The sequence below is a fragment of the Streptomyces sp. NPDC028308 genome, from assembly GCF_055565855.1.
On the sequence record NZ_JBVHTO010000001.1, the window covers coordinates 124,359 to 147,276 of the forward strand.

Here is a 22,918-nt window from a genome sequence, read left to right on the forward strand (position 1 = left end):
CAGCCTGTGGACAGCCCGGACCTGTGGGCCGGATTGCCCACCCTCGAACAGCCCCCCGGCGAGGCCGACATGGCGCCTGACGTGTGGGAGGACCCCATTCCTCTCACCGGCGGGCGCGAGCGACCGCCGTTCCCCGCCCACGTCCTCCCCGCATGGCTCGGGGAGTTCGTGGGGGCCGTCGCGGAGGAGACACAGACCCCGGTGGACCTCGCCGGGTCCATCGCTCTCGCCGTCCTCGCCACGGCGGCCGGCGGCCGGTCCGTGGTCCACGTACGCGGCAACTGGCGCGAGCCCACCAACCTCTACACCGTGGTGGCCCTCCCGCCCGGCAACCGCAAGTCCGCCGTCTTCGGACTGCTCGCCAACCCCCTGTACGAGGCGGAGAAGCACCTTAAAGCCGCGATGAAACCGGTCATCGTAGAGGCGGAGGTGACCGCCCGGTTGGCCAAGGAAGCGGCAGAGAAGGCCGCCACCAAGGCGGCATCCGCGGAGGCCGACAAGCGGGAGCAAGCGGTGGCCACGGCCGTCGGACTGGCGCAGACGGCCGACACGCTCACCGTCCCGGCCGAACCGGTGCTCCTCGCCGACGACTCCACCCCCGAGACGGTCACCTCCCTCATGGCGGAACAGGGCGGCCGGTTGTCCGTGATGAGCGCAGAGGGCGGCATCTTCGACATCATCGCCGGCCGCTACTCCGGGGCCCCGAACATGGAGGTGTTCCTCAAGGGCCATGCCGGGGACCGGCTGAGGGTCAACCGGCAGACCCGACGCGAGTACATCGACAACCCCGCCCTGACCATCGGCCTCGCCGTCCAACCGGACGTGCTCCAAGAGATCGGCAAGGTCAAGGGCTTCAAGGGGCGGGGACTACTGGGCCGCTTCCTGTACTCCCTGCCGCATTCGACGGTCGGGGACCGGCAGGTCGTCACCCAGCCGGTTCCTGAGCAGACGGCCGCCACCTACGCCGCCCGGGTCATCAGCCTGACCCTGTCCCTCGCGGAATGGACCGACCCGGCCGTCATCCAACTCAGCCCGGAAGCCGACGCAGTCCTGATCGGCTACCAGAAACGCCTTGAGCCACAGCTCAAGGCCAGGGGTGGGAAATTGGGCCACGTATCCGACTGGGCCGGAAAGCTGGCCGGTGCAGTCGCACGCATGGCCGCGCTGCTGCACCTCGCCGAACACCTCGGTGAGGGCTACGCGCACCCGGTTCCGGAGGCCACCATGGTCGCCGCGATCGAGTTGGGGGAGTACTACACGGCTCACGCCCTTGCCGTGTTCGACGCCATGGGCGCCGATCCCGTCGTCGGGCGGGCCCGCAGCGTGTTGGACGTCATCAGGGACAACGGATGGGACGACGTCAGCCGACGGGACCTCCTCACCGCCCTGTCCCGGTCCGAGGTCCGCACCGTTGCCGACCTCGAACCGGCCCTCGCCCTGTTGGAGGAACACGGGTACCTCCGGAGCTACCAACCGGAGCGCACCGGCAAGCCCGGTCGCCCGCCGGCACCCCGCGTGTCGGTGCACCCCGGCCTGCGAGGCATCGAGCGGTAGCGAGGAAGCGGCCCAACCGGCGCCGCACAAACCGCAAAATCCGCAATAACCCTCGGCACCCCCGCTGACCTGCGGCGGGACCTCGCGGCACCGCGCGGCGAGGCCCGCCGCACAATCCCGCGAAATTCCGCAAAATTCAGGGGCCCCGGCCTGCCAGTCCGGCCAGTGCCGGACGGCTCGGCTTTTTGCGGAATTTCGCGGGATTGTGCGGGACGCCTCCAGCCAACACCCGCCCACCGCATCGCCGCAGGTCAGCGGCCATCCCTGTTGTTTCTGCGGATTTTGCGGTTTGTGCGGCGGCATCTGCTCAGGAACCCAGCCACACAGGAGTGAGCTTTGGACGAGCACGGCACCCCCATGACGCACGGCGACGACGACACCACCGTTGTCCTCCTCAAGGTCGAAGAAGCGGCACGACGGCTCCGCATCGGCCGAACCACATGCTTCGCGCTCATCCGCACCGGCGAGCTGGAGTCCGTATTGGTCGGAGGCCTCCGACGCATCCCGGTCGACGCGCCGGCCGCATACGTCGCCCGTCTCCGTTCCACCCAGCACGCCGCTTAACGACGCCCGGGGCGGCGGCACTCCCGGACAAGGTCGCCCGCCGCCCCGGTCTCCATCCCGACACCCAGACACAGGAGCCTGCCCATGGCAGAAGAAAAGAAGCGCACCCGACAGCCAAACGGTCGTAGCTCGATCTACCTCGGCAAGGACGGAAAGTGGCACGGCCGCGTGACCGTCGGAATACGCGACGACGGCACGCCGGACCGACGCCACGTCGAACGCAAGACGCGGTCTGAAGTGACAGACGCTGTCCGCGAGTTGGAGAAGCAACGCGACGCCAAGACCGTGCGGAAGCCCGGCAAGGCGTGGACGGTCACGACATGGCTGATGCACTGGATAGAGAACGTTGCGCCTCTTGCCGTCAACGACAACACGATGGTGGGATACCGCGTCGCCGTACGGAAGCACCTGATTCCCGGCTTGGGGGCTCACCGTCTCGATCGGCTCAAGCCCGAGCACATTGAGGTGTTCTACGCGAACATGCAGGCCAACGGCAGCAAGCCAGGGACCGCTCACCAAGTGCATCGCACCTTTCGTGCCGCGCTCAACGAAGCCGTGCGGCGAGGGCATCTCGGGAAGAACCCCGTTCAGTTGGCCAAGGCTCCTAGGACGGGCGAGTACGAGGTGGAGCCCTACAGTGTTCAAGAGGTACAGCGATTGCTCAAGGCTGCTGCCGGGCAACGCAACTCCGCACGCTGGGCAGTCGCCCTCGCCCTCGGACTGCGCCAAGGGGAAGTGCTCGGTCTGAGGTGGGATGACGTGGACCTCGACGGGGGTGTCCTCGTGGTCCGCCGTAGCCGCCACCGTCCCCAGTACGCCCACGGCTGCGTCGAGCCCTGCGGACGCAAGACCGCCGGATACTGCCCGCAGAGGCGACGCACGAACCCGGAGCTGGCCACCACCAAATCGCGTGCCGGTCGCCGCGCTGTCGGTCTCCCGGAGCAGCTTGTTGACCTACTTCGTGCTCATCGCAAGGCACAGGAAGCGGAGCGGATCGTGTCCGGGAAGCGCTGGGCTGACAACGGCCTGGTGTTCCCGGACGAGCACGGGTGCAGCCCGTCTCACCGTCGGGACTGGACCGAGTGGAAGGCACTTCTGGTCGAAGCAGAGGTACGGGACGGACGTCTCCATGACGCTCGGCACACGGCCGCCACGGTCCTCTTGATCCTCGGTGTTCCGGAGAGAGCTGTGATGGGCCTTATGGGATGGTCCACCACGGCCATGGCTGCCCGGTATCAGCACATGGTGGACGCCGTACGGACGGATATCGCAAAGCAAGTCGACGGCCTCATCTGGAGGCCCGACTCAGACCGCCGGGAGGCCCCCTAGAGAGACCTGAGGTCTAGACGCATCGCGCGCTGGAGAGCCTCCAGAGCCTCACCTAGTGCCCCTTGGGTCGCTGACCACTCTGGATCGATGCTCACGTCAGGCTCATCGAAGCGGTCCCTTAGCTGTCGGAGCTTTAGAAAGGTCTGATCGGCAACGGCCCCTAGAGATTCGGGCGCCATGATGTGCATCTGATAGAGGAGTTGAAAGGCGTTGGCGGACCCGAGGATTTCTCCAGCTTGCTTGATGCGTTCCTCCCGGCTCAGCCCGATGCTCCTCTTTAGGTCGCGTAAGCGGTGTCTCGTGAGCCAGAGTGCCGCGAGGTATTCGCCGTAGAGCTGTTGCTTTGCGGCGCGCTCGCGAGAGGTGTCCTCCCGGCGCCATCGTGACCGTTCACCAAGAAGGGTTGTGCTGACGCCAAGAACGGCGCCGACTGCTGTACCCGCGAGAGTCCCCCAGTCCACGGTGCACATCGTAGAGGCGCCGTAGATCTGGGCCTAGGGGGCGATCCTGATCCCAGGGCGCACGGTCCTGGAGAGGGGTCCGGCTGAGGCGCCGGCGCGGGTCAACTGAGACGAAAACTGAGACGGACGGCTGAAGGGCGGCACCCCTCTGGGGTGCCGCCCTTTCGTTTCGCCTGGTCAGGCAGGCAGAGGCCGTGGCGGGAATCGAACCCACGTAACTCGCTTTGCAGGCGAGTCCCTAAACCACTCGGGCACACGGCCGGGCGGGGAGCGAAGTGCTTGCTCCCGACTTCGTGTGATGACCGTAGGGCGGGCCGGGGCGGGCCCTCAAGGGGAACGCGGGTCGTGCAACGCGACTGCCATACGGCGTTCATGAACGGAGCCTTGGGGCGCAGGCGCGCGGCGCCCGAGCCGTGCGTGAGTCGGCTCTGCAGGCGTCGACGGTTCCCCGGAGTTCCCGGAGTTCCCGGAGTTCCCGGAGTTCCCCAAGTTTCTCGGGCCGTGCCGCGTGCCCGTTGCGCGGGGCGTAGGACCAGCGGACCAGGAGGGCAGCGACCTCCGACAGGGGTTAAACCCGGGCGTGCCCCTTACTCTGAGGTCCATGACCGCCCTGGAACCCGGCGACACCGGCGTCGCCCACATACCCGTACCCGTCGTGCTCCCGGAGGCCGAACCGAGCGAGGCCGCAGCCGGGGTGAAGGACGGGACAGGCGGCGTCGCCGATACCGGGGGCGTGCTGAGCCGTGATCACCGGGCGCTCAGCATCGGCATCGTCTCCGTCGTGCTGCTCATCGCCTTCGAGGCGACGGCCGTCGGCACCGCCATGCCGGTCGCCGCCCGTGAGCTCGACGGCCTGTCGCTCTACGCCTTCGCGTTCTCGGCGTACTTCACGACGAGCCTGTTCGGCATGGTGCTCGCCGGACAGTGGTCCGACCGGGCCGGCCCGATGACCTCGCTGGCCACCGGCATCGGCGCCTTCGCGGTCGGCCTGCTGCTGGCCGGCACGGCGGGAGCCATGTGGCTGTTCGTGCTGGGCCGGGCGGTGCAGGGGCTCGGCGGCGGCCTCGTGATCGTCGCGCTCTACGTGGTCGTCGGCCGTGCCTACCCGGAACGGCTGCGGCCGGCCATCATGGCGGCGTTCGCGGCGAGCTGGGTGATCCCGTCCGTCGTCGGCCCGCTCGCCTCGGGAGCGGTGACCGAACACCTCGGCTGGCGCTGGGTCTTCGTCGGCATCCCGGTCCTGGTCGTCTTCCCGCTCGCGCTCGCCCTGCCGCAGATACGGCGCCGCGCGTCGGGCCCGGCCGGGGGCGGCGCGCCCGCCCCCTTCGACCGGCGCCGCATCCGGCTCGCCCTCGGCATCTCCCTGGGCGCCGGGCTGCTCCAGTACGCCGCCCAGGCAGCGACCGGCGTGCACACCCGGTGGTTCGCTCTCGTCCCCGCGGTGGCCGGAACCGCGCTGCTCGTCCCCGCCGTCCTCGGTCTCCTGCCGCCCGGCACCTACCGGGCGGCCCGCGGACTCCCCTCCGTCGTGCTGCTCCGCGGCGTCGCGGCCGGCTCCTTCATCGCCGCCGAGTCCTTCGTACCGCTGATGCTGGTCACCCAGCGGGGGCTCTCGCCGACGCTCGCCGGGTTCTCGCTCGCCGCGGGCGGGGCCACCTGGGCGCTGGGCTCCTTCGTCCAGTCCAGGCCCCGCGTGGAGCCGTACCGGGAGCGGCTGATGTTCTCCGGAATGGTGCTGGTGGCCGCCGCGATCGCCGCCGCGCCGAGCGTGCTGATTCCGGCGGTCCCGGTCTGGACCGTCGCCGTGGCCTGGGGGTTCGGCTGCTTCGGGATGGGCCTGGTGATCTCCTCCAGCAGCGTGCTGCTGCTCAAGCTCTCCGCCCCCGAGGAGGCCGGCGCCAACTCCGCCGCCCTCCAGATCTCCGACGGCCTCTCCAACGTGATCCTGCTCGCCGCGGGCGGCGCCGCCTTCGCCGCGCTCGGCGGCGGCACGGTCACGCACACCGCCGGCGAGGTCACCGGCTCCCACCCCGCCGCCTTCGCCGCCGTCTTCCTGCCCATGGCCGCGGTCGCCCTCGCGGGCGCCTGGGTGACCACGCGGCTGAAGGAGGAACGGAGCCCGCGGACGTGAACCGGGACGCCCGCTGTGACGGCTGTGACGTGAGTCCCATCCACCCGTGACCCCGCGTCGTCCGCGCCTCGGCCCGCCCGGGGCGCCGGTAGGGTGGCCCGGTTGTCATACGTAGCCGAGTCGTCCGCCCGCCGTCACCCCCAGCCCCACCCGGCGCGCGTCGCGGACGGCCCCCGGATCGACCCACCCACGGAGACCGTGACTACCACCGCCGCCTCGACCTCCCACCACCTCTCACCCGCGTTTCCCGGCCGCGCCCCCTGGGGCACCGCCAACAAACTGCGGGCCTGGCAGCAGGGGGCGATGGAGAGGTACATCCAGGAGCAGCCGCGCGACTTCCTGGCCGTCGCCACGCCGGGGGCCGGCAAGACGACGTTCGCGCTGACGCTCGCGTCCTGGCTGCTGCACCACCATGTCGTGCAGCAGGTGACCGTGGTCGCGCCGACCGAGCATCTGAAGAAGCAGTGGGCTGAGGCGGCGGCGCGGATAGGGATCAAGCTGGACCCCGAGTACAGCGCGGGTCCGCTCGGCAAGGACTACCAGGGCGTCGCCGTCACGTACGCCGGTGTCGGCGTGCGGCCCATGCTGCACCGCAACCGCGTCGAGCAGCGCAAGACCCTCGTGATCCTCGACGAGATCCACCACGCGGGAGACAGCAAGTCGTGGGGTGAGGCCTGCCTGGAGGCGTTCGAGCCGGCCACCCGCCGCCTCGCGCTCACCGGTACGCCCTTCCGCTCCGACACCAACCCCATCCCGTTCGTGACCTACGAGGAGGGGAACGACGGGATCCGGCGGTCCTCGGCCGACTACACGTACGGGTACGGCAGCGCCCTGGGCGACGGGGTCGTGCGGCCGGTCATCTTCCTCTCCTACAGCGGAAACATGCGCTGGCGCACCAAGGCCGGCGACGAGATCGCCGCCCGCCTCGGCGAGCCGATGACCAAGGACGCGATCAGCCAGGCCTGGCGCACCGCGCTCGACCCGCGCGGCGAGTGGATGCCGAGCGTCCTGCGCGCCGCCGACCAGCGGCTGACCGAGGTCCGCAAGGGCATCCCGGACGCCGGCGGGCTCGTCATCGCCTCCGACCAGGACTCGGCGCGCTCCTACGCCAAGCTGATCCGGGAGATCACCGGGAACAAGGCCACGCTCGTGCTGTCCGACGACACCGGTGCCTCGAACCGCATCGACGAGTTCAGCCAGAGCGACGACCGCTGGATGGTCGCGGTCCGCATGGTGTCCGAGGGCGTCGACGTCCCGCGCCTCGCGGTCGGGGTGTACGCCACCACGATCTCGACGCCGCTGTTCTTCGCGCAGGCCGTGGGCCGTTTCGTACGGTCCCGGCGGCGCGGCGAGACCGCCTCCGTCTTCCTGCCCACCATCCCCGACCTCCTCGGCTTCGCCAACGAGATGGAGGTCGAGCGCGACCACGTCCTCGACAAGCCCAAGAAGGAGGGCGAGGAGGACCCGTACGCCGAGTCCGAGAAGGAGATGGAGGAGGCGAACCGGGAGGAGGACGAGGACACCGGCGAGCAGGACATGCTCCCCTTCGAGGCGCTGGAGTCCGACGCCGTCTTCGACCGGGTCCTCTACGACGGCGCCGAGTTCGGCATGCAGGCGCACCCCGGGAGCGAGGAGGAGCAGGACTACCTCGGCATCCCGGGTCTGCTCGAACCCGACCAGGTGCAGATGCTGCTCCAGAAGCGGCAGGCCCGGCAGATCGCGCACAGCCGCAAGAAGCCGGACGAGGAGGCCGACCTCCTGGAACTCCCGGCGGAGCGGCGGCCGGTCGTCTCCCACAAGGAGATGATGGAGCTCCGCAAGCAGCTCAACACCATGGTCGGCGCGTACGTCCACCAGAGCGGCAAGCCGCACGGGGTGATCCACACGGAGCTGCGGCGCGTGTGCGGCGGCCCGCCGAGCGCCGAGGCCACCGCCGGCCAGCTGCGCCAGCGCATCGCCAAGGTCCAGGAGTGGGCCACCCGTATGCGCTGACGCCACCCTGAGCGCCCTCCTGCTTCCGGCTCCCCCCGGTCCCGGCGTCCCCATGCGTCCGCGCCCGTTCCCACGTCCTCGCGCGTTCCTACATCCTGGCGCGTCCCGGCGTCCCGGCGTCCCGGCGTTCCCCCGTCCCCGTGTCCGCACAGTGGACGGCCGGCGGTCGTCGCGGCGTGGCCGTGGGTGCGCGGCGCCGCGCACCGGGTGGAGGCCCCCGATGGCCCGCATGTGCGCTGCCCAGGGCGCCCGGCGCGCGAATCCCGTACCCCCGGCACGACCGTGCGCCCGGGGTGCGGGGCGGCCGGACCGGCCCGGGTACGCGCCCGTGCGTAACGGGACAAAGAACGTCACCTTACGATCATCGGTGCCCGGATTCTGGACGGAGCCTTCCGCTGAGCGGACCGGCTCGCTACTGTCCCGCTACGCACACGCCCCGTGGCAGCGCCGCCGCGGAGCGCAGCCGTGAAGCGCCTCCGCCCGGGACACCCCGGGTCGCTTGCCGACCGGCGGCCTCTGTAGCGCGTCGCCGACGGGACCGGCGACGCACCGCCGCGCAGGAGGCCGCCGACCCTCACCACGAAGGAGTGGGCGTCGTGACCGCGGAGACCTCCCAGACGCTCGACCGGGGACTGCGTGTCCTCAAGCTGCTCGCCGACACGGACCACGGACTGACCGTCACCGAACTCTCGAACAAGCTCGGCGTGAACCGCACCGTCGTGTACCGGTTGCTCGCCACCCTGGAGCAGCACGCTCTCGTCCGCCGGGACCTCGGCGGCCGCGCCCGGGTCGGACTGGGGGTGCTGCGCCTCGGCCGCCAGGTGCACCCCCTGGTGCGCGAGGCCGCGCTCCCCGCGCTGCGGGCGCTCGCGGAGGACATAGGAGCGACCGCCCACCTCACCCTCGTCGACGGGGCCGAGGCCCTGGCCGTCGCCGTCGTCGAGCCGACGTGGACGGACTACCACGTCGCCTACCGCGCAGGTTTCCGGCATCCGCTGGACCGGGGGGCCGCGGGCCGCGCCATCCTCGCCGCCCGGCAGGCACTCGCCGAGCCCGGTTACACCCTGACCCACGGGGAGCTGGAGGCGGGGGCGAGCGGAGCCGCGGCGCCCCTGATCGGCGTGACCGGGGTCGAGGGCAGTGTCGGCGTCGTCATGCTCGCGGACTCCGTACCGGAGCGGGTCGGGCCCCGCGTGGTCGACGCGGCCCGGGAGGTCGCCGACGCCCTGCGCTGACCGGCGCACACCGGCAGGCGTCCCGCCCGGCGGGCCCGGTCCCACCGGCGGGCCCTCTTCACGCCTGTGCTCCGCGTTCCGGCGGCCCCTTCACCACTGTGCTCCCCGCTCCGGGCGGCGCAGCGCAGCGCACCAGCCCGGAACCGAACCGCGGTGAGGCTGCCGACGACGCGGTGGGCGGTCAGCACGGCCTCCTCCCAGGGCCCCTCTGTCCAGGCGCCCCTCCCGAGGACGCCCTCCCCTCGGACGGCGACCTCCCTTCCGAGCGGCGCCCGCCCTCCAGGGAGCGCCCACCGCCCCGGGCCGAAACGTGCCTTCACGTTAGATTGACCCCGTGCTCTCTCGCCTCACGCGCCCCCAGGCCCTCGCCGTCTGCGCCGTACCCGTCGTGGCCCTGCTCGCCACGGCGGCGTTCGCGCCGCTGCCGTTCTCCCTGGCGCAGCCGGGCATGACGGCGGACGTCCTCGGTGAGAACAAGGGCGACCCCGTGATCACGATCAGCGGGGCGGCGACGCGCAGGACGGACGGCGAACTCCGTATGACGACGATCGAGGCGACCGGCCCGGACACGGACGTGAGCCTCGGTGACGTCGTCGACAGCTGGTTCCGCACGGACCGGGCGGTCATGCCGCGGGACTCGGTCTATCCGAGCGGCGACAGCACCAAGGAGATCGAGCGGCACAACGCCGAGCAGATGCGGCAGTCCCAGGACACGGCGACCGAGGCCGCGCTCGGCTACCTCGGCGAGAAGGACGTGAAGGTCACGCTGAAGCTGGCCGACGTCGGCGGCCCGAGCGCGGGCCTGCTCTTCTCGCTCGGCATCGTCGACAAGCTCGACGGCGACGGCAGCGGCGGCGACCTGACCGGCGGCCGCACGGTCGCGGGTACGGGGACGATCGACGCCGACGGCAAGGTGGGCGCGGTCGGCGGCGTCGCCCTCAAGACGCAGGCCGCCCGGCGGGACGGCGCGAGCGTCTTCCTGGTGCCGAAGGCCGAGTGCGCGGACGCGCAGACCGAGCTGCCGAAAGGGCTGCGGCTGATCCCGGTCACCACGCTGAAGGGCGCGGTGGACTCCCTCGTCGCGCTGGAGAAGGGCAAGGGCGGGGTCCCCAGCTGCTGACCCGGCGAGCGCCGCGGTCGGCCCGGGGCCGAATCGGTCCTCAGTCCTCCTTCACGAACCCCTCCCGCACGAGCCAGTCCAAGGCGACCTGGTGCGGGTCCTGACCGTCCACGTCCACCTTGGCGTTGAGGGTCCGGGCCATGTCGTTGTTCAGCTTCTTCGTGATGGGGTCGAGGATCCCGGCGATCTCCGGATGCTTGTCCAGGGTCTTCGTATTGATCATGGGCGCCGCGTTGTAGTGGGGGAAGAAGCCCTTGTCGTCCTTCATCACCACGAGGTTCATCGACTTGATGCGCCCGTCGGTCGTGAACACCTCGCCGTAGGTGCAGCTCCCCTTGGCGACCTGGGTGTAGATGATGCCGGTGTCCATCTGGGTGATGTTCCCCGCGGGCACGCTCATGCCGTACGCCTTCTCCATGCCCGGCAGCCCGTCGGCGCGGTTGGCGAACTCGCTCTCCACGCACAGCGTCACCGCCTTCGCGTCCTTCTTGCTGAGCGCCGCGACCTGGGAGAGCGTGGTCGTCCGGTACTTCTCGAAGTTCTTCCGGTTCATGGCCAGCGCGTAGGTGTTGTCGAGCGCGGAGGGCGGCAGCCAGGTGACGCCGTTCTTCGCGTCGGCGGAACGGACCGCCTCCCACTGCTTCTGCGGGTCGGCGATCGGGTCGCTGTTGCCGAGATACGTGATCCAGGCGGTCCCTGTGTACTCGTACGCGGCGTCCGCGTCGCCGTTCTTGACGGCCTCCCGGGAGCCGATGGAGCCCTGGATGCCGGTGCGGTCCAGGACCTCGGCGCCGGCCGCCTCGAAGGCGATGCCCATGATCGCGCCGAGGATCAGCTGCTCCGTGAACTCCTTGGAGGTGACGGTGAGATCGACTCCCCGCAGCGGTTCGCCCTGGCCGATCGAGCCGGGCCGTACGTCGTCGACCATGGGGGAGCCGCTGGTCAGTCCGCAGGCGGAGACCAGCACCAGGAGTCCGGCCGACAGCGGCCACCGGCGCCTCATGATCCCGCCTCCAGTCCGCGCGGCCGCAGCAGCAGTTCGGCCAGCGACGCCAGCCAGTCCACGAAGAGCGCGAGTGCGACCGTCAGGATCGAGCCGAGCACCAGCACCGGCATTCGCTGGGTCGTGATCCCGGTGGTGATCAGCACGCCGAGCCCGCCGCCCCCGCCGAAGGTGGCGAGGGTCGCCGTACCGACGTTCAGGACGAGGGCGGTGCGCACCCCGGCGAGGATCAGCGGGACGGCCAGCGGGAGTTCGATGCGGTTCAGGACGCCCAGCGGGGACATCCCGATCCCGCGGGCGGCCTCCAGAAGCGTCGGGTCGTTGGCCTTGAGGCCCGCGATGGTGTTGGAGAGGACCGGCAGGATCGCGTAGATCGTGATGCCGATCAGGGCCGACCTCTCGCCGGTGCCGAGCCAGATGACGAGCAGCGCCAGCAGGCCGATCGCCGGGGTGGCCTGCCCCATGTTGGCGAAGGTCATCGCGATCGGGGTCGCCTTGCGGAACGCCTTGCGGGTCAGCAGGATGCCCAGCGGGATCGCGATGATCAGCACGAAGAACGTGGAGATCACGGTCAGCTGGATGTGCTGACGCAGGGCTTTCCAGACGAGACTGCTCGCCAGCGCGTTCTCGGAGATCGGGTCGAGGTCGGCCTGCCAGAACCAGAGCCAGGTGGCGAGCAGCAGTGCCACCATCACGGCGGGCAGGAACGTCAGCTTCTGCCAGCTGATCCGGCGGCGGGTGAGGGCCGGTGGCGGGGGAGCGGCCGCGGTGCCGCCGTCGTACCCGGCGCCGCCCGGCTCCTCGTCCCCGGCGTCGTCGCGGAAGGCGAGGCCCTTGACGTCGTGCTCGCCCTCGGGGCGTCGGCCCCCGGGCGTCCTCGGTCCGTTCACGCCCTCGACTCCCCGCCCTCGGCGCCCTCCTGGTCGTGGCGGGTCTGCTGGGCGCGTGCCTCCTCCAGCTCGTGCTGGTGCTCCATCGCGTCCAGCCGGTCCGCCTCCAGGAGTTCGTGCACGGAGTTCATCAGCGTCTCCATGTCGACGACGCCGGTGTACTCCCCGCGCCGCCCGGTGACCGCGACCCGGCCCGCGTTGTCGGTGAGGACGGCCTCCAGGGCGTCCCGCAGCGTGGCGTCCCGGGTCACCGTGTCGTGCACCAGCGTGCCCGCCCGCGCCAGCGATCCGCGTGCCCGCATGAGGTCGCCGCGCCGCAGCCACTTGTAGGGCCGGCCGCGCTTGTCGAGCAGCAGGATCTCGTTGGTGCCGCTGGAGCGCAGCCTGTTGAAGATGTCCTGGAGGGGATCGTCGACGGTGACCGTCGGATAGTCGGTGATCTCGACGTCCCGTACGCGGGTGAGGTTGAGCCGCTTCAGCGCGGCGCCGGCGCCCACGAACCCGGAGACGAAGTCGTCCGCCGGGTTGGTCAGGATTGCCTCCGGGGTGTCGAACTGCGCGATGTGCGAGCGCTCGCGCAGGACCGCGATCCGGTCGCCCAGTTTGATCGCCTCGTCGAAGTCGTGGGTGACGAAGACGATCGTCTTGTGCAGTTCGTGCTGGAGCCTGATCAGCTCGTCCTGGAGGTGGTCGCGGGTGATCGGGTCCACCGCTCCGAACGGCTCGTCCATCAGGAGCACCGGGGGATCCGCCGCCAGCGCCCGCGCCACGCCCACGCGCTGCTGCTGGCCCCCGGACAGCTGACGGGGATAGCGGCCGTGGAACTCGCCCGGGTCGAGGCCGACCAGGTCGAGCATCTCCTCCACCCGCGCCCTGATCCGCTGCTTCGACCAGCCGATCATCCGCGGCACCAGCGCGATGTTCTGGGCGACGGTCATGTGGGGGAAGAGGCCGGACGCCTGGATCGCGTAGCCGACCTTGCGGCGCAGCTTCACCGGGTCCATGTGGGTGACGTCCTCGCCGCCGATGCGGATGCGGCCGCCGGTCGGCTCGATCAGCCGGTTGATCATCTTGAGCGTGGTGGACTTCCCGCACCCCGAGGGGCCCACGAAGACGACCAGTTCACCCGCCTTGATCTCCATGTTGACGCTGTCGACCGCGGGCTCCCGGCTGCCCGGGTAGTGCTTGGTGAGGTTCTCCAGCTCGATGGTGGCGCCCGTCGTCGGCGCGTCCTGGGCCGCGGCCGGGGCGTGCCCGGTGTCGAGGCCGGTGGTCTCAGGCACGGATCCCCCTCGGGATGGTCAGCCGTCCGACGAGGACGTACGCGGCGTCGAACAGGAGCGCCAGGACGATGATGCCGAGCGTGCCCGCGAGCACCTGGTTGAGCGCGTTCTTGCTGCCCAGGGAGGCGATGCCGCGGAAGATCTCGTTGCCGAGGCCCGGTCCCGAGGCGTACGCCGCGATGGCCGCGATGCCCATGAGCATCTGGGTGGAGACCCGGATGCCGGTGAGGATCGGCGGCCACGCCAGCGGCAGCTCCACCCGCAGCAGCCGGGTGACCCGGGACATCCCGATGCCCTTCGCCGCGTCCACCAGCGACGGGTCGACTCCGCGCAGGCCCACGATCGCGTTGCGCACGATCGGCAGCAGCCCGTAGAGGGTCAGTGCGATGACCGTCGGCGGGACGCCGAGACCCACGACCGGGATCAGCAGACCGATCATGGCGAGCGAGGGGATCGTCAGGATGGTGGACGTGGTCGTGGTGGCGAGGTTGCCCGCCCAGTCACTGCGGTAGGTGACGACGCCGATGACGACGCCGATGAGTGTCGCGACGACCATGCACTGGAAGACGGCGCTGGCGTGCTGGTACGCGTCGGTGAGCAGCTGCTGGTGGCGGCTGCTCAGGTACTCCCAGAAGTTCACGGGCCTCACCTCGGGACGGGCGTACCGCCGGGCTCGGCCCCCGCGTCAGGAGTCTCCCGACGCCTGCTCCACCAGCGGGATGATCCGCAGCGGAACGGGGTTCTCCATGACGATCGCCGTGGAGGCCCGGACGATGCCATCAAAACCGACAACCCGGTCGATCACCCGCTGGAGATCGGCGTTCGAGCGGGCGACCAGCCGGCAGAGCATGTCCCCGCTGCCGGTCGTGGTGTGCAGCTCCAGCACCTCGGGGACCGTCGCCAAGTGGGCCCGTACGTCCGCCCCTTGCCCCTGCCTGATCTGCAGGGTGGCGAACGCCGTCACCGGATAGCCGAGGGCCGCCGGGTCCACCTGCGGACCGAAGCCCCGGATGACTCCATTCGACTGAAGCCGGTCCAGGCGGGCCTGCACGGTGCCGCGCGCGACGCCGAGGCGCCGGGACATCTCCAGCACCCCGATACGCGGCTCCCGTGCCAGCAGCACGATGAGCCGGCCGTCCAGATGATCGATCGCCACGCCGGCCTCCGTGATGGTCATCCTGTACAGAACGCCCGATCCTACGGGCCTCACGTTGGGCAGAATGCCCAGTCGAAACGCAAACTATTGCGCACGTTGCGGAACGGGGCGACGCTGCCGCCATGACTCAGACAACCCACCACACCCCCAGCACCGCGCGCGAGGCAGATCCCTTCCCGGTGAAGGGGATGGACGCGGTCGTCTTCGCCGTGGGCAACGCCAAGCAGGCGGCGCACTACTACTCCAGCGCCTTCGGCATGCAGCTGGTCGCCTACTCCGGGCCGGAGACGGGCAGCCGCGAGACGGCGTCCTACGTCCTCACCAACGGCTCGGCGCGCTTCGTCCTCACCTCCGTCGTCAAGCCCGCCACCGACTGGGGCCGCTTCCTCGACGAGCACGTGGCCGCGCACGGCGACGGCGTGGTCGACCTCGCCATCGAGGTCCCGGACGCGCGCGCCGCCTTCGCGTACGCCGTCGAGCACGGGGCCCGCCCCGTCACCGAGCCGTACGAGCTGAAGGACGAGCACGGCACGGTCGTCCTCGCGGCGATCGCCACCTACGGCAAGACCCGCCACACGCTGGTCGACCGGTCCGGCTACGACGGCCCCTACCTGCCCGGCTACGTGGCCGCCGACCCGATCGTCGCGCCGCCCGCCCGCCGCACCTTCCAGGCCATCGACCACTGCGTCGGCAACGTCGAGCTCGGCCGCATGAACGAGTGGGTCGAGTTCTACAACAAGGTCATGGGCTTCACGAACATGAAGGAGTTCGTGGGCGACGACATCGCGACCGAGTACTCGGCGCTGATGTCCAAGGTCGTCGCCGACGGCACCCTCAAGGTCAAGTTCCCGATCAACGAGCCCGCCGTCGCCAAGAAGAAGTCCCAGATCGACGAGTACCTGGAGTTCTACGGCGGCGCGGGCGTCCAGCACATCGCGCTGAACACGAACGACATCGTCGAGACCGTCCGCACGATGAAGGCCGGCGGCGTCCAGTTCCTCGACACCCCCGACTCGTACTACGACACGCTCGGCGAGTGGGCCGGCGAGACCCGCGTGCCGGTGGAGACGCTGCGCGAGCTGAAGATCCTCGTCGACCGCGACGAGGACGGCTACCTGCTGCAGATCTTCACCAAGCCGGTCCAGGACCGTCCGACCGTCTTCTTCGAACTCATCGAGCGCCACGGCTCGATGGGCTTCGGCAAGGGCAACTTCAAGGCCCTGTTCGAGGCGATCGAGCGGGAGCAGGCGAAGCGCGGCAACCTGTAGCGGCCGGCCCGGCCCTCAGCGCGAGCCCGAACGGACCGGAGCGGGTGACACCCCGCCCCGGTCCGTCGGCCGCGCCGCCGACGGCTCCGGACCCGGCTCCGCAGCGTCCTCGCCGCTCTCGGTGTCCTCGGTGTCCTCGGACTCCTCCGGCAGCCCCACCGCGGCCGGCTCGCCCAGCGCCTTCAGCGCCTCCTCGGCCGCCGGGACGAGGAGCGGGGAGAAGTACGGATTGACGCGCAGCGCCTCCTGGAGATGTCGGCGGGCCGGCCCGTACCGCTTCAGGGAGCGTTCGATCTCCCCCCGGTGATACGCGTACAGGGCGCTGCGCACCCCGCCGCCGTGCTCCGCGTCCATCGCCCGCGTCGCGAACTTCAGCGCCTCCTCGTCCTGGCCGGCCCGGTGCAGCGCCCAGCCCAGCGCGTCCGCCACCGCGACACCCGGGTGCCGTTCCCACTCCCCGCGCAGCCGCCGCACCGCGGACCGCGCGTCCCCGTGATCCGCCTCGAACCGCCCCAGCACCAACTCGACGTCGACGCCCCCGGCGGCCTCCTCCCGCGCCCGCTCCCGCAGCAGGTCGTACTGCACCCGGGCCGCCCCGCCCAGCCCCAGCGACTCGTACAGCTCGCCCAGCTCCAGGGCGTACCGCGGCGACGGCCGCCTTTCGAGCACGGTCCGGTACGCCTGCAGCGCCTCCGACGTGCGGTGCAGCGAGGTCAGCGCCCGGCCCTGCCCGGCGAGCGCCGTGTACTCGTCGGGGTCGGTGCGCAGTGCCGCCCCGTACCGCAGCAGCGCCTCCTCCGGCTCGCCCCGCTCCCACGCCAGATCGCCCGCGCGGGACAGATAGGCCGCCCGCTCGGCCGGCGTCCTCGCGCCCGCCGCCGCGTCCGCGAGAGCGGCGGCGGCGTCCTCGCGCCAGCCGCGGTCCCGGTACACCTGGGCGGCCCGTGCCATGACCGCCGGACCCGAGCGCAGTTCCTGCAGCCGGTCGAGCGTGCGGCGGACGGCCTTGTGGTCACCGAGACCCTCGTACGCCTCCAGCAGCTGCGGGTACGCCGTCCACCGCTTCGGCGCCCGCGTGACGGCCTCCTCGCCCCACTTGCGCGCCGCCCGGAAGTCGCCGCGGGCGTTCGCGAGGGCGGCCAGCCCCTCCACTGCCGTGCCCTTCCCGGCCGCCCCGGTCCCCAGCGCCGTGCGCAGCGCCTTCTCGGCCTTCGGGTAGAACGCGGGAGCGGCCGTACGCCGGCCCTGCTCGACGTACGCCGCGCCCAGCAGCGCCCACGAGCGGCCGTCGCCGGGCCGGGTCCGTACGCGCGCCTCGCGCTCGCCGATCAGCGCCGCGAGGTCGGGCAGCGCCACCGGGACCCCGGCCCCCACCGCCCTCACCGTCCTGGCCATCGGACCCGGCGCGGGCGGCGGCGGCTTCGCCCGGTCCGCGGGCAGCAACACCAGCACCCCACCGAGGACGGCACCCGCCGCGACGGCACCGGCCAGCAGGCGCCGCACGACGGGGGAGCGGCGCGGCCCGGAGGGAGCCGGCGGGAGCTGTGCGATCACCATGCCGCTCACTGTGCGTCAACACCGGGACCACGCCCCGGCACGCGAAGGGTGCCGTATTCGGGGTTCACACCGATGGCCCCGGGTGCGACGCTGTGATCATGAGCCGTATCGAAGCCCCGCGCGACGAAGCGACGGGCAACCTCGTGGACCGTCTGCTCGCGGGGCTGCCGGCCGAGGCGGTCCTCGTCGACCCGGACGTCACCGCCTCCTACGCCCACGACATGGCCAGCTTCTGCGCGGCGGGCACCCCCGCCGTCGTCGTCCTCCCGCGCACCGTCGAACAGGTCCAGCACGTCATGCGCACGGCCACCGAGCTGCGCGTCCCGGTCGTCCCCCAGGGCGCCCGCACGGGCCTGTCCGGCGGTGCCAACGCCACGGACGGGTGCATCGTGCTGTCCCTCGTCAGGATGGACCGGATCCTGGAGATCAGTCCCGTGGACCGGATCGCCGTCGTCGAGCCCGGCGTCGTCAACGCGACGCTCTCGCGCGCCGTCAACGAGCACGGGCTCTGCTACCCGCCGGACCCGTCGAGCTGGGAGATGTGCACCATCGGCGGCAACATCGGCACGGCCTCCGGCGGCCTGTGCTGCGTGAAGTACGGGGTGACGGCCGAGTACGTCCTCGGGCTCGACGTCGTCCTCGCCGACGGCCGCCTGATGAGCACCGGACGCCGCACGGCCAAGGGGGTCGCCGGGTACGACCTCACGCGCCTCTTCGTCGGCTCCGAGGGTTCGCTCGGCATCGTCGTACGGGCGGTCCTGGCCCTCAAGCCGCAACCGCCGCGGCAGCTGGTGCTCGCCGCCGAGTTCGCCTCCGGCGCCGCCGCCTGCGACGCCGTCTGCCGGATCATGGAGGGCGGCCACGTCCCGTCCCTGCTCGAACTGATGGACCGCACGACGGTGAAGGCCGTCAACGCGCTGGCCCACATGGGGCTCCCGGAGACCACGGAGGCGCTCCTCCTGGCCGCCTTCGACACCCCGGACCCCGCCGCCGACCTCGCGGCGGTCGGCGCCCTGTGCGAGGCGGCGGGCGCCACCCAGGTCGTACCGGCCGACGACGCGGCCGAGTCCGAACTGCTCCTGCAGGCACGCCGGTTGTCGCTGACCGCGCTGGAGGCGGTGAAGGGCACGACGATGATCGACGACGTCTGCGTGCCGCGCTCCCGGCTCGGCGAGATGCTGGACGGGGTGGAGCGCATCGCCGAGAAGTACGCCCTCACCATCGGGGTCTGCGCCCACGCGGGCGACGGCAACACCCACCCCACCGTCTGCTTCGACGCGGCCGACCCCGACGAGTCACGCCGGGCCCGCGAGTCCTTCGACGAGATCATGGCCCTCGGCCTCGAACTCGGCGGCACCATCACCGGCGAGCACGGCGTGGGCGTCCTGAAGAAGGAGTGGCTGGCGCGCGAGATCGGCCCCGTGGGCGTGGAGATGCAGCGCGGTATCAAGGCCGCCTTCGACCCCCTCGGCATCCTCAACCCGGGCAAGGTCCTCTGAGCGGTACGGGAGCCCCGGCCCCTCACTCACCCTCCGCCGACTCGTCGGACGGCCACGGGTCGCGCAGCCACAGGTCGTCGGCCGGGGTGGGCGCGAGAAGCTCGGCGAGGCCGTCGTCGATGCCGAGCTGCCCGGCCTCGGAACCCGGGGGGACCGCCCGCAGGGTGCGCTCCAGCCAGGCGGACACCTGCGCGGCGGGCGCCTCCAGCAGCGCGTCCCCGTCGGGCGAGCTCAGCGCCATCAGCACGACACCGCGGCCCGCGACCTTCGTCGGCCACACCCGCACGTCACCGTGCCCGCACGGCCGGAACACCCCCTCCACGAGCAGCTCGCGGGCGAAGGTCCAGCTGACGGGATGGTCCGAGCCCACATGGAAGGTGACGTGGACGGCGTACGGGTCGTCGGTGCGGTAGGTCAGCCGGGCCGGGACCGGGATGCTGCGTTCCGGGGACAGGACGAGGTTCAGCTCGAGCTCGCGTTCCACCACGGTGTACATGTCGATGCGCTTCCTTTCCGGATCGGGGCCCACGGAACGAGCCCGTACGAGTGGAGAGCGCGGGGCGCCCGGATCATTACGCGGGTTCGGGGAAGTTCTTCCGACTCCTGCGCGCACTGTCCCGGACAGCTTCGGTGCCAGGAGCGCGAGAGGGGGCGCGCGGTTGCCCTAATGGGGTGGGTAGCGCCGGAGCGCCGGTGGGGCGGGCGCGCGTCTGATAGATGTGGAGCCCCCAAAAGACCCCCGAGCAGATACGGGACGACGGACATGAGCGCCCCAACCCCGGCACCCGGCGACGACAGGCCCCGCGAAGGGTATTACCCGGACCCGTCCATTCCTGGATATGTCCGGTACTGGAACGGTGCGTCCTGGGTGCCGGGCACCAGCCGTCCCGCGCCGACGGACGGGGTGCCCCTCGCGCCCCCGGCCGGCGCGCGTCCCGCCTCCGTACCCGCTCCGGCGCCCGCCCCGCAGCGCTCGGTCCCGCTCGCGCGGGGAGCGGTGCCCCCGGCCGAGGAGACCGGCCCACACTTCTTCGACGAGGACCCGCAGCCCCCGGCCGCGCCCCGCCAGGTGAGCCCGGCCGAGGCCCAGCACGGGAGCCGGCCCGAACCGGCGTCGGCCTGGGGCGCCGACCGGTCCCGGCAGTCCGGCTTCGGCGGCGACCAGGACCGCCGGGTCTCCTGGGGCGCCGGCCAGGGCGATCCGCGCGTCCCGCACACGGCGGAGCCCGGCGAGGCGCTCGTGCAGCCCGACGGCAGGTCCGCCCGCACGGACGGCACCACGACGATTCCCCCGGCGGACACCGGGGAGGACTCCCCGCGCCCGCCCGCCTCGGGCGGCACCGTCGTCTTCCGCCGCCCGACCGGCGGCACCGCCGGGGCCCCCGGGACCGCGGGCACCACCGGCACGCCGGACGCGGCCGGGAGTTCCGGCGCCCCCGGCACCACCGCCTCCGGTGCCGCCCACCCAGGGACCTTCGGCGCCCCGGGTTCCGGAACGGTGAACTCCGGTACGGGTGACGCCGCCACGCCCGCCGGTGCCTTCGGACCCGCGGGAGCGACCGGCGGGCCGCGTGTACCCGGACCCGCGGTCCCGGGACAGCCGTCGGCGCCCGGCGCCGCCCGAGCCGACGGCGGCGCGGGACCCCAGGGACCCCGCGGCTCCCTCGCGCCCGAGGGGGCAACGGCCTTCCGCGCGCCCGCCCCGCGCACGGAGCGGCAGGGCGGGGCGCAGAGCGGCGGGCCGGGAGCGGTCACCCCGCCCCAGGCGTCCGGGCAGGCCGCCGCCTCCCAGGCGCGGCAGACACCGGCCCCGTCGGTCCCCGCGCAGTCCGGCGGCCCGGCCGCCTCCCCGATGAGCCCCGGGGCGGGCGGCGGACAGCCGTCCTGGGCCCAGCAGGTGCACCGGCTGGCGGGAGCGGGCGACGAGGGACAGCCCGTCGTCCCGTGGAAGCCGCCTGTCGACGACGTGTTCCAGGCGGCGGCCCGCGCCCAGGCGGCCGCCCGCCCCGCGGGGCTCGGCAGACGGCTGGCCGCCCGGCTCGTGGACACCGTCGTGCTGGCCGGCGTCACCTCCGTGGCCGCCGTACCGCTGGGCACCAAGGCACTCGACCACGTCAACGACAAGATCGACGCGGCGAAGCAGTCCGGCGAGACCGTCACGGTGTGGCTGCTGGACGGCACGACCACCACCTGCCTCGGCATCGTCCTCGCCGTGCTGCTGGTCTTCGGTGTCCTCTACGAGGTGCTGCCCACCGTCCGCTGGGGCCGCACGCTCGGCAAGAAGCTCTGCGGCCTCCAGGTGCGCGACATCGAGGGCGGTGAGCCGCCCTCCTTCGCCCCGGCGCTGCGCCGCTGGCTCGTCTACAGCATCCCCGGTGTCCTCGCCATCGGGGTGGTGGGCGTCCTGTGGTGCCTGTTCGACCGGCCCTGGCGCCAGTGCTGGCACGACAAGGCGGCCCACACCTTCGTCGCCGCCTGACCGGAGCCCGTCGCCCGGACGGACCCGTGCCGGATGCGGAGCCGGGGGGTTCGCGGTCGACTCGGGCCATGAGCACCGAACCGCCGCCCCCCGGTCAGTTCCCGGACGACGACCCGTTCAAGAAGCAACAGCCGCCGCCCGCCCAGGGCGGCGGATCCCCGTACGACACCCCGCCGCCCCAGGGCGACCCGTACGGCAGCGGCGGCCCGTACGGGGGCCCGGGCGGCGGAGGGGACCCCTACGGCGGCGGAGGCCCGTACCAGGCCCCGGGCGGCGGGGACCCGTACGGAGGCGGGGGCGGCGGTCCGTTCGGCGGTGCGGACCCGCTCGCCGGGATGCCTCCGCTGGCCGGCAGCGGCAAGCGGGTGCTGGCGCGGATCATCGACATGATCCTGGTCGGGATCGTGATCTGGCTGCTGTCCTGGGGTTTCGGTTTCGCCCAGTACACGGTCGACACCGACGACATCGAGTACGGCAAGTCGTTCGGGCAGGAGGTCGTCGCCGCGATCCTCTACATCGCGTACGACACCCTCATGATCAGCAGGACCGGCCAGACCCTCGGTAAGCGGCTCTTCGACCTGCGGGTGGCCAACCTGGACAACGGCGCGACGCCCTCCGTGCAGACCTCGCTGACGCGCGCGGCCGTGCTGTGGTTGCCGTTCGCCTTCTGCTGCGCCTGCGTGTGGACGGCGATCGCGGGCGGCTGGAGCTTCTTCGACCGGCCCTACAAGCAGGGCCTGCACGACAAGGCGGCCAAGACGGTGGTGGTCAGCACCCGTTGAGCCCGGCCGTCCCGTCGGCGGGACGGCGGGCGCGGCACAGGACGGCGGGCCCGTGTGACACGGGCCCGCCGTCCTGCGTGCGAAGGTGCGTGACTCAGGGGCCCGACGGTCCGCGCGCGGACTCGGCCGAGCCGACGGACGCCGTCTCGCGCCGTACCGGCACGGGCACCTGCTCCGGCGCCCATGGGCCGGCGGCGGCCGGTTCGGGTTTCGGCAGCGGGACCGTCATGGCGACGAGGAGTCCGAGGACGAGCGCCGAGAGGGCGATCACCGCGATACCCGCGCCCGAACTCGTCTGCGACAGCAGCAGCATGGCGAGTGTGGAGAAGATCACGGTGCAGGAGCCGTAGGCGAGCTGTGCGGCGGTCGGGCGAGGCCTGGCAGTCGGACGAGGCATGGCAATCGTGTCCTCGGGTGGGTGTCTCCCCCCGAGCCTCTCGCGATCGGGGAGGGTGCGGATAAAGATCTGGGGGTCGGACAACGGTGTCGACTTGGCTTTCCGCCGGCATTCCGGCGCTCCGCCAATCGACTCTATTCCGCTGCATGCCCGACAGGAACGACCAGTAAGCGTGACCTAACCCACGGTGCCGGAGCACAGGGGGCGCACGGAGTCAT

20 protein-coding genes and 1 tRNA gene are annotated in these 22,918 nt (G+C 71.8%); 11 read left to right on the forward strand and 10 right to left on the reverse strand.

Going from position 1 to position 22,918, the window contains the following annotated elements; translation table 11 throughout:
• The first annotated feature begins 6 nt into the window (after positions 1-6).
• The 3 genes from ACZ4VA_RS00495 to ACZ4VA_RS00505 all read left to right on the forward strand — a co-directional run bounded on the left by ACZ4VA_RS00495 (position 7) and on the right by ACZ4VA_RS00505 (position 3,447).
• Positions 7-1,554, forward strand: a complete 1,548-nt coding sequence (locus ACZ4VA_RS00495; protein WP_468079609.1) for a YfjI family protein — start codon at positions 7-9, stop codon at positions 1,552-1,554.
• A 357-nt stretch (positions 1,555-1,911) separates the two neighbouring features.
• The gene (locus tag ACZ4VA_RS00500) at positions 1,912-2,118 is read left to right on the forward strand and encodes an excisionase family DNA-binding protein (RefSeq protein ID WP_468079611.1); all 207 of its coding nucleotides are present in this window, start codon (positions 1,912-1,914) and stop codon (positions 2,116-2,118) included.
• 84 nt (positions 2,119-2,202) lie between these two features.
• Complete coding sequence (locus ACZ4VA_RS00505) at positions 2,203-3,447, forward strand: tyrosine-type recombinase/integrase (protein WP_468079077.1); 1,245 nt, start codon at positions 2,203-2,205, stop codon at positions 3,445-3,447.
• Here the strand turns inward: ACZ4VA_RS00505 and ACZ4VA_RS00510 are convergent.
• Both ACZ4VA_RS00510 and ACZ4VA_RS00515 read right to left on the reverse strand, forming a co-directional pair.
• Positions 3,444-3,908, reverse strand: coding sequence for a hypothetical protein (locus ACZ4VA_RS00510; protein ID WP_468079079.1), 465 nt, complete (start codon positions 3,906-3,908; stop codon positions 3,444-3,446). The genes ACZ4VA_RS00505 and ACZ4VA_RS00510 overlap by 4 nt on opposite strands.
• Positions 3,909-4,097: 189 nt before the next feature.
• A tRNA-Cys gene (locus ACZ4VA_RS00515) sits at positions 4,098-4,169 on the reverse strand.
• A 340-nt stretch (positions 4,170-4,509) separates the two neighbouring features.
• Here ACZ4VA_RS00515 and ACZ4VA_RS00520 point away from each other — a divergent pair.
• The 4 genes from ACZ4VA_RS00520 to ACZ4VA_RS00535 all read left to right on the forward strand — a co-directional run bounded on the left by ACZ4VA_RS00520 (position 4,510) and on the right by ACZ4VA_RS00535 (position 10,386).
• Positions 4,510-6,039, forward strand: coding sequence for an MFS transporter (locus ACZ4VA_RS00520; protein WP_468079081.1), 1,530 nt, complete (start codon positions 4,510-4,512; stop codon positions 6,037-6,039).
• A 198-nt stretch (positions 6,040-6,237) separates the two neighbouring features.
• A complete protein-coding gene (locus tag ACZ4VA_RS00525) occupies positions 6,238-8,031 on the forward strand; it encodes a DEAD/DEAH box helicase (protein WP_468079083.1) in 1,794 nt (597 codons plus the stop codon).
• Positions 8,032-8,627: 596 nt separating this feature from the next.
• Positions 8,628-9,266, forward strand: coding sequence for an IclR family transcriptional regulator (locus ACZ4VA_RS00530; protein WP_355792139.1), 639 nt, complete (start codon positions 8,628-8,630; stop codon positions 9,264-9,266).
• A 334-nt stretch (positions 9,267-9,600) separates the two neighbouring features.
• A complete protein-coding gene (locus tag ACZ4VA_RS00535; RefSeq protein WP_355792142.1) occupies positions 9,601-10,386 on the forward strand; it encodes a S16 family serine protease in 786 nt (261 codons plus the stop codon).
• Between the two features lie 40 nt (positions 10,387-10,426).
• On the opposite strand, the gene ACZ4VA_RS00540 is transcribed toward ACZ4VA_RS00535, so the two are convergent.
• The 5 genes from ACZ4VA_RS00540 to ACZ4VA_RS00560 are packed head-to-tail and all read right to left on the reverse strand — an operon-like array spanning position 10,427 to position 14,718.
• Entirely contained in the window at positions 10,427-11,389 is a 963-nt protein-coding gene (locus ACZ4VA_RS00540) for a glycine betaine ABC transporter substrate-binding protein (protein ID WP_355792145.1), read from the reverse strand.
• Positions 11,386-12,279 (reverse strand): ABC transporter permease, encoded by an 894-nt coding sequence (locus tag ACZ4VA_RS00545; protein ID WP_468079086.1) that lies wholly within the window; start codon positions 12,277-12,279, stop codon positions 11,386-11,388. Before ACZ4VA_RS00545 ends, ACZ4VA_RS00540 begins: the two co-directional genes overlap by 4 nt.
• On the reverse strand, positions 12,276-13,562 hold the full coding sequence (locus ACZ4VA_RS00550) for a betaine/proline/choline family ABC transporter ATP-binding protein (protein WP_356172820.1): 1,287 nt from the start codon (positions 13,560-13,562) through the stop codon (positions 12,276-12,278). The genes ACZ4VA_RS00545 and ACZ4VA_RS00550 overlap by 4 nt, the downstream gene beginning before the upstream one ends.
• On the reverse strand, positions 13,555-14,202 hold the full coding sequence (locus ACZ4VA_RS00555; RefSeq protein WP_355791332.1) for an ABC transporter permease: 648 nt from the start codon (positions 14,200-14,202) through the stop codon (positions 13,555-13,557). The genes ACZ4VA_RS00550 and ACZ4VA_RS00555 overlap by 8 nt, the downstream gene beginning before the upstream one ends.
• A gap of 45 nt (positions 14,203-14,247) precedes the next feature.
• Complete coding sequence (locus ACZ4VA_RS00560; protein ID WP_355791329.1) at positions 14,248-14,718, reverse strand: Lrp/AsnC family transcriptional regulator; 471 nt, start codon at positions 14,716-14,718, stop codon at positions 14,248-14,250.
• 122 nt (positions 14,719-14,840) lie between these two features.
• Here ACZ4VA_RS00560 and hppD point away from each other — a divergent pair, with 122 nt between their 5' ends.
• Positions 14,841-15,986, forward strand: coding sequence for a 4-hydroxyphenylpyruvate dioxygenase (gene hppD / locus ACZ4VA_RS00565; protein ID WP_356172817.1), 1,146 nt, complete (start codon positions 14,841-14,843; stop codon positions 15,984-15,986).
• Positions 15,987-16,001: 15 nt separating this feature from the next.
• Here the strand turns inward: hppD and ACZ4VA_RS00570 are convergent, their stop codons facing one another.
• Complete coding sequence (locus ACZ4VA_RS00570) at positions 16,002-17,543, reverse strand: tetratricopeptide repeat protein (protein ID WP_468079089.1); 1,542 nt, start codon at positions 17,541-17,543, stop codon at positions 16,002-16,004.
• A gap of 92 nt (positions 17,544-17,635) precedes the next feature.
• Here ACZ4VA_RS00570 and ACZ4VA_RS00575 point away from each other — a divergent pair, with 92 nt between their 5' ends.
• The gene (locus tag ACZ4VA_RS00575; protein WP_356172814.1) at positions 17,636-19,042 is read left to right on the forward strand and encodes an FAD-binding oxidoreductase; all 1,407 of its coding nucleotides are present in this window, start codon (positions 17,636-17,638) and stop codon (positions 19,040-19,042) included.
• A 22-nt stretch (positions 19,043-19,064) separates the two neighbouring features.
• Here ACZ4VA_RS00575 and ACZ4VA_RS00580 read toward each other — a convergent pair whose 3' ends face one another.
• Positions 19,065-19,538, reverse strand: a complete 474-nt coding sequence (locus ACZ4VA_RS00580) for an SsgA family sporulation/cell division regulator (RefSeq protein ID WP_355790555.1) — start codon at positions 19,536-19,538, stop codon at positions 19,065-19,067.
• A gap of 267 nt (positions 19,539-19,805) precedes the next feature.
• Here ACZ4VA_RS00580 and ACZ4VA_RS00585 point away from each other — a divergent pair, with 267 nt between their 5' ends.
• Together ACZ4VA_RS00585 and ACZ4VA_RS00590 are read left to right on the forward strand one after the other, a co-directional pair.
• On the forward strand, positions 19,806-21,521 hold the full coding sequence (locus ACZ4VA_RS00585; protein ID WP_468079092.1) for an RDD family protein: 1,716 nt from the start codon (positions 19,806-19,808) through the stop codon (positions 21,519-21,521).
• Between the two features lie 68 nt (positions 21,522-21,589).
• Positions 21,590-22,303 carry an RDD family protein gene (locus ACZ4VA_RS00590; RefSeq protein ID WP_355795307.1) on the forward strand — a complete coding sequence of 238 codons (714 nt, stop codon included), beginning with the start codon at positions 21,590-21,592 and terminating at the stop codon, positions 22,301-22,303.
• Positions 22,304-22,397: 94 nt separating this feature from the next.
• Here ACZ4VA_RS00590 and ACZ4VA_RS00595 read toward each other — a convergent pair whose 3' ends face one another.
• A complete protein-coding gene (locus ACZ4VA_RS00595) occupies positions 22,398-22,700 on the reverse strand; it encodes a hypothetical protein (RefSeq protein WP_468079094.1) in 303 nt (100 codons plus the stop codon).
• Positions 22,701-22,918: the final 218 nt, after the last annotated feature.

What these genes read in the sequence shown, in the direction of transcription:
- ACZ4VA_RS00540 (WP_355792145.1), bottom strand. Translation starts at nt 11,389, where the DNA reads ATGAGGCGCCGGTGGCCGCTGTCGGCCGGACTCCTGGTGCTGGTCTCC.
- ACZ4VA_RS00520 (WP_468079081.1), top strand. Translation starts at nt 4,510, where the DNA reads ATGACCGCCCTGGAACCCGGCGACACCGGCGTCGCCCACATACCCGTA.
- ACZ4VA_RS00505 (WP_468079077.1), top strand. Translation starts at nt 2,203, where the DNA reads ATGGCAGAAGAAAAGAAGCGCACCCGACAGCCAAACGGTCGTAGCTCG.
- ACZ4VA_RS00570 (WP_468079089.1), bottom strand. Translation starts at nt 17,543, where the DNA reads ATGGTGATCGCACAGCTCCCGCCGGCTCCCTCCGGGCCGCGCCGCTCC.
- ACZ4VA_RS00585 (WP_468079092.1), top strand. Translation starts at nt 19,806, where the DNA reads ATGAGCGCCCCAACCCCGGCACCCGGCGACGACAGGCCCCGCGAAGGG.
- ACZ4VA_RS00590 (WP_355795307.1), top strand. Translation starts at nt 21,590, where the DNA reads ATGAGCACCGAACCGCCGCCCCCCGGTCAGTTCCCGGACGACGACCCG.
- ACZ4VA_RS00580 (WP_355790555.1), bottom strand. Translation starts at nt 19,538, where the DNA reads ATGTACACCGTGGTGGAACGCGAGCTCGAGCTGAACCTCGTCCTGTCC.
- hppD (WP_356172817.1), top strand. Translation starts at nt 14,841, where the DNA reads ATGACTCAGACAACCCACCACACCCCCAGCACCGCGCGCGAGGCAGAT.
- ACZ4VA_RS00500 (WP_468079611.1), top strand. Translation starts at nt 1,912, where the DNA reads ATGACGCACGGCGACGACGACACCACCGTTGTCCTCCTCAAGGTCGAA.
- ACZ4VA_RS00595 (WP_468079094.1), bottom strand. Translation starts at nt 22,700, where the DNA reads ATGCCTCGTCCGACTGCCAGGCCTCGCCCGACCGCCGCACAGCTCGCC.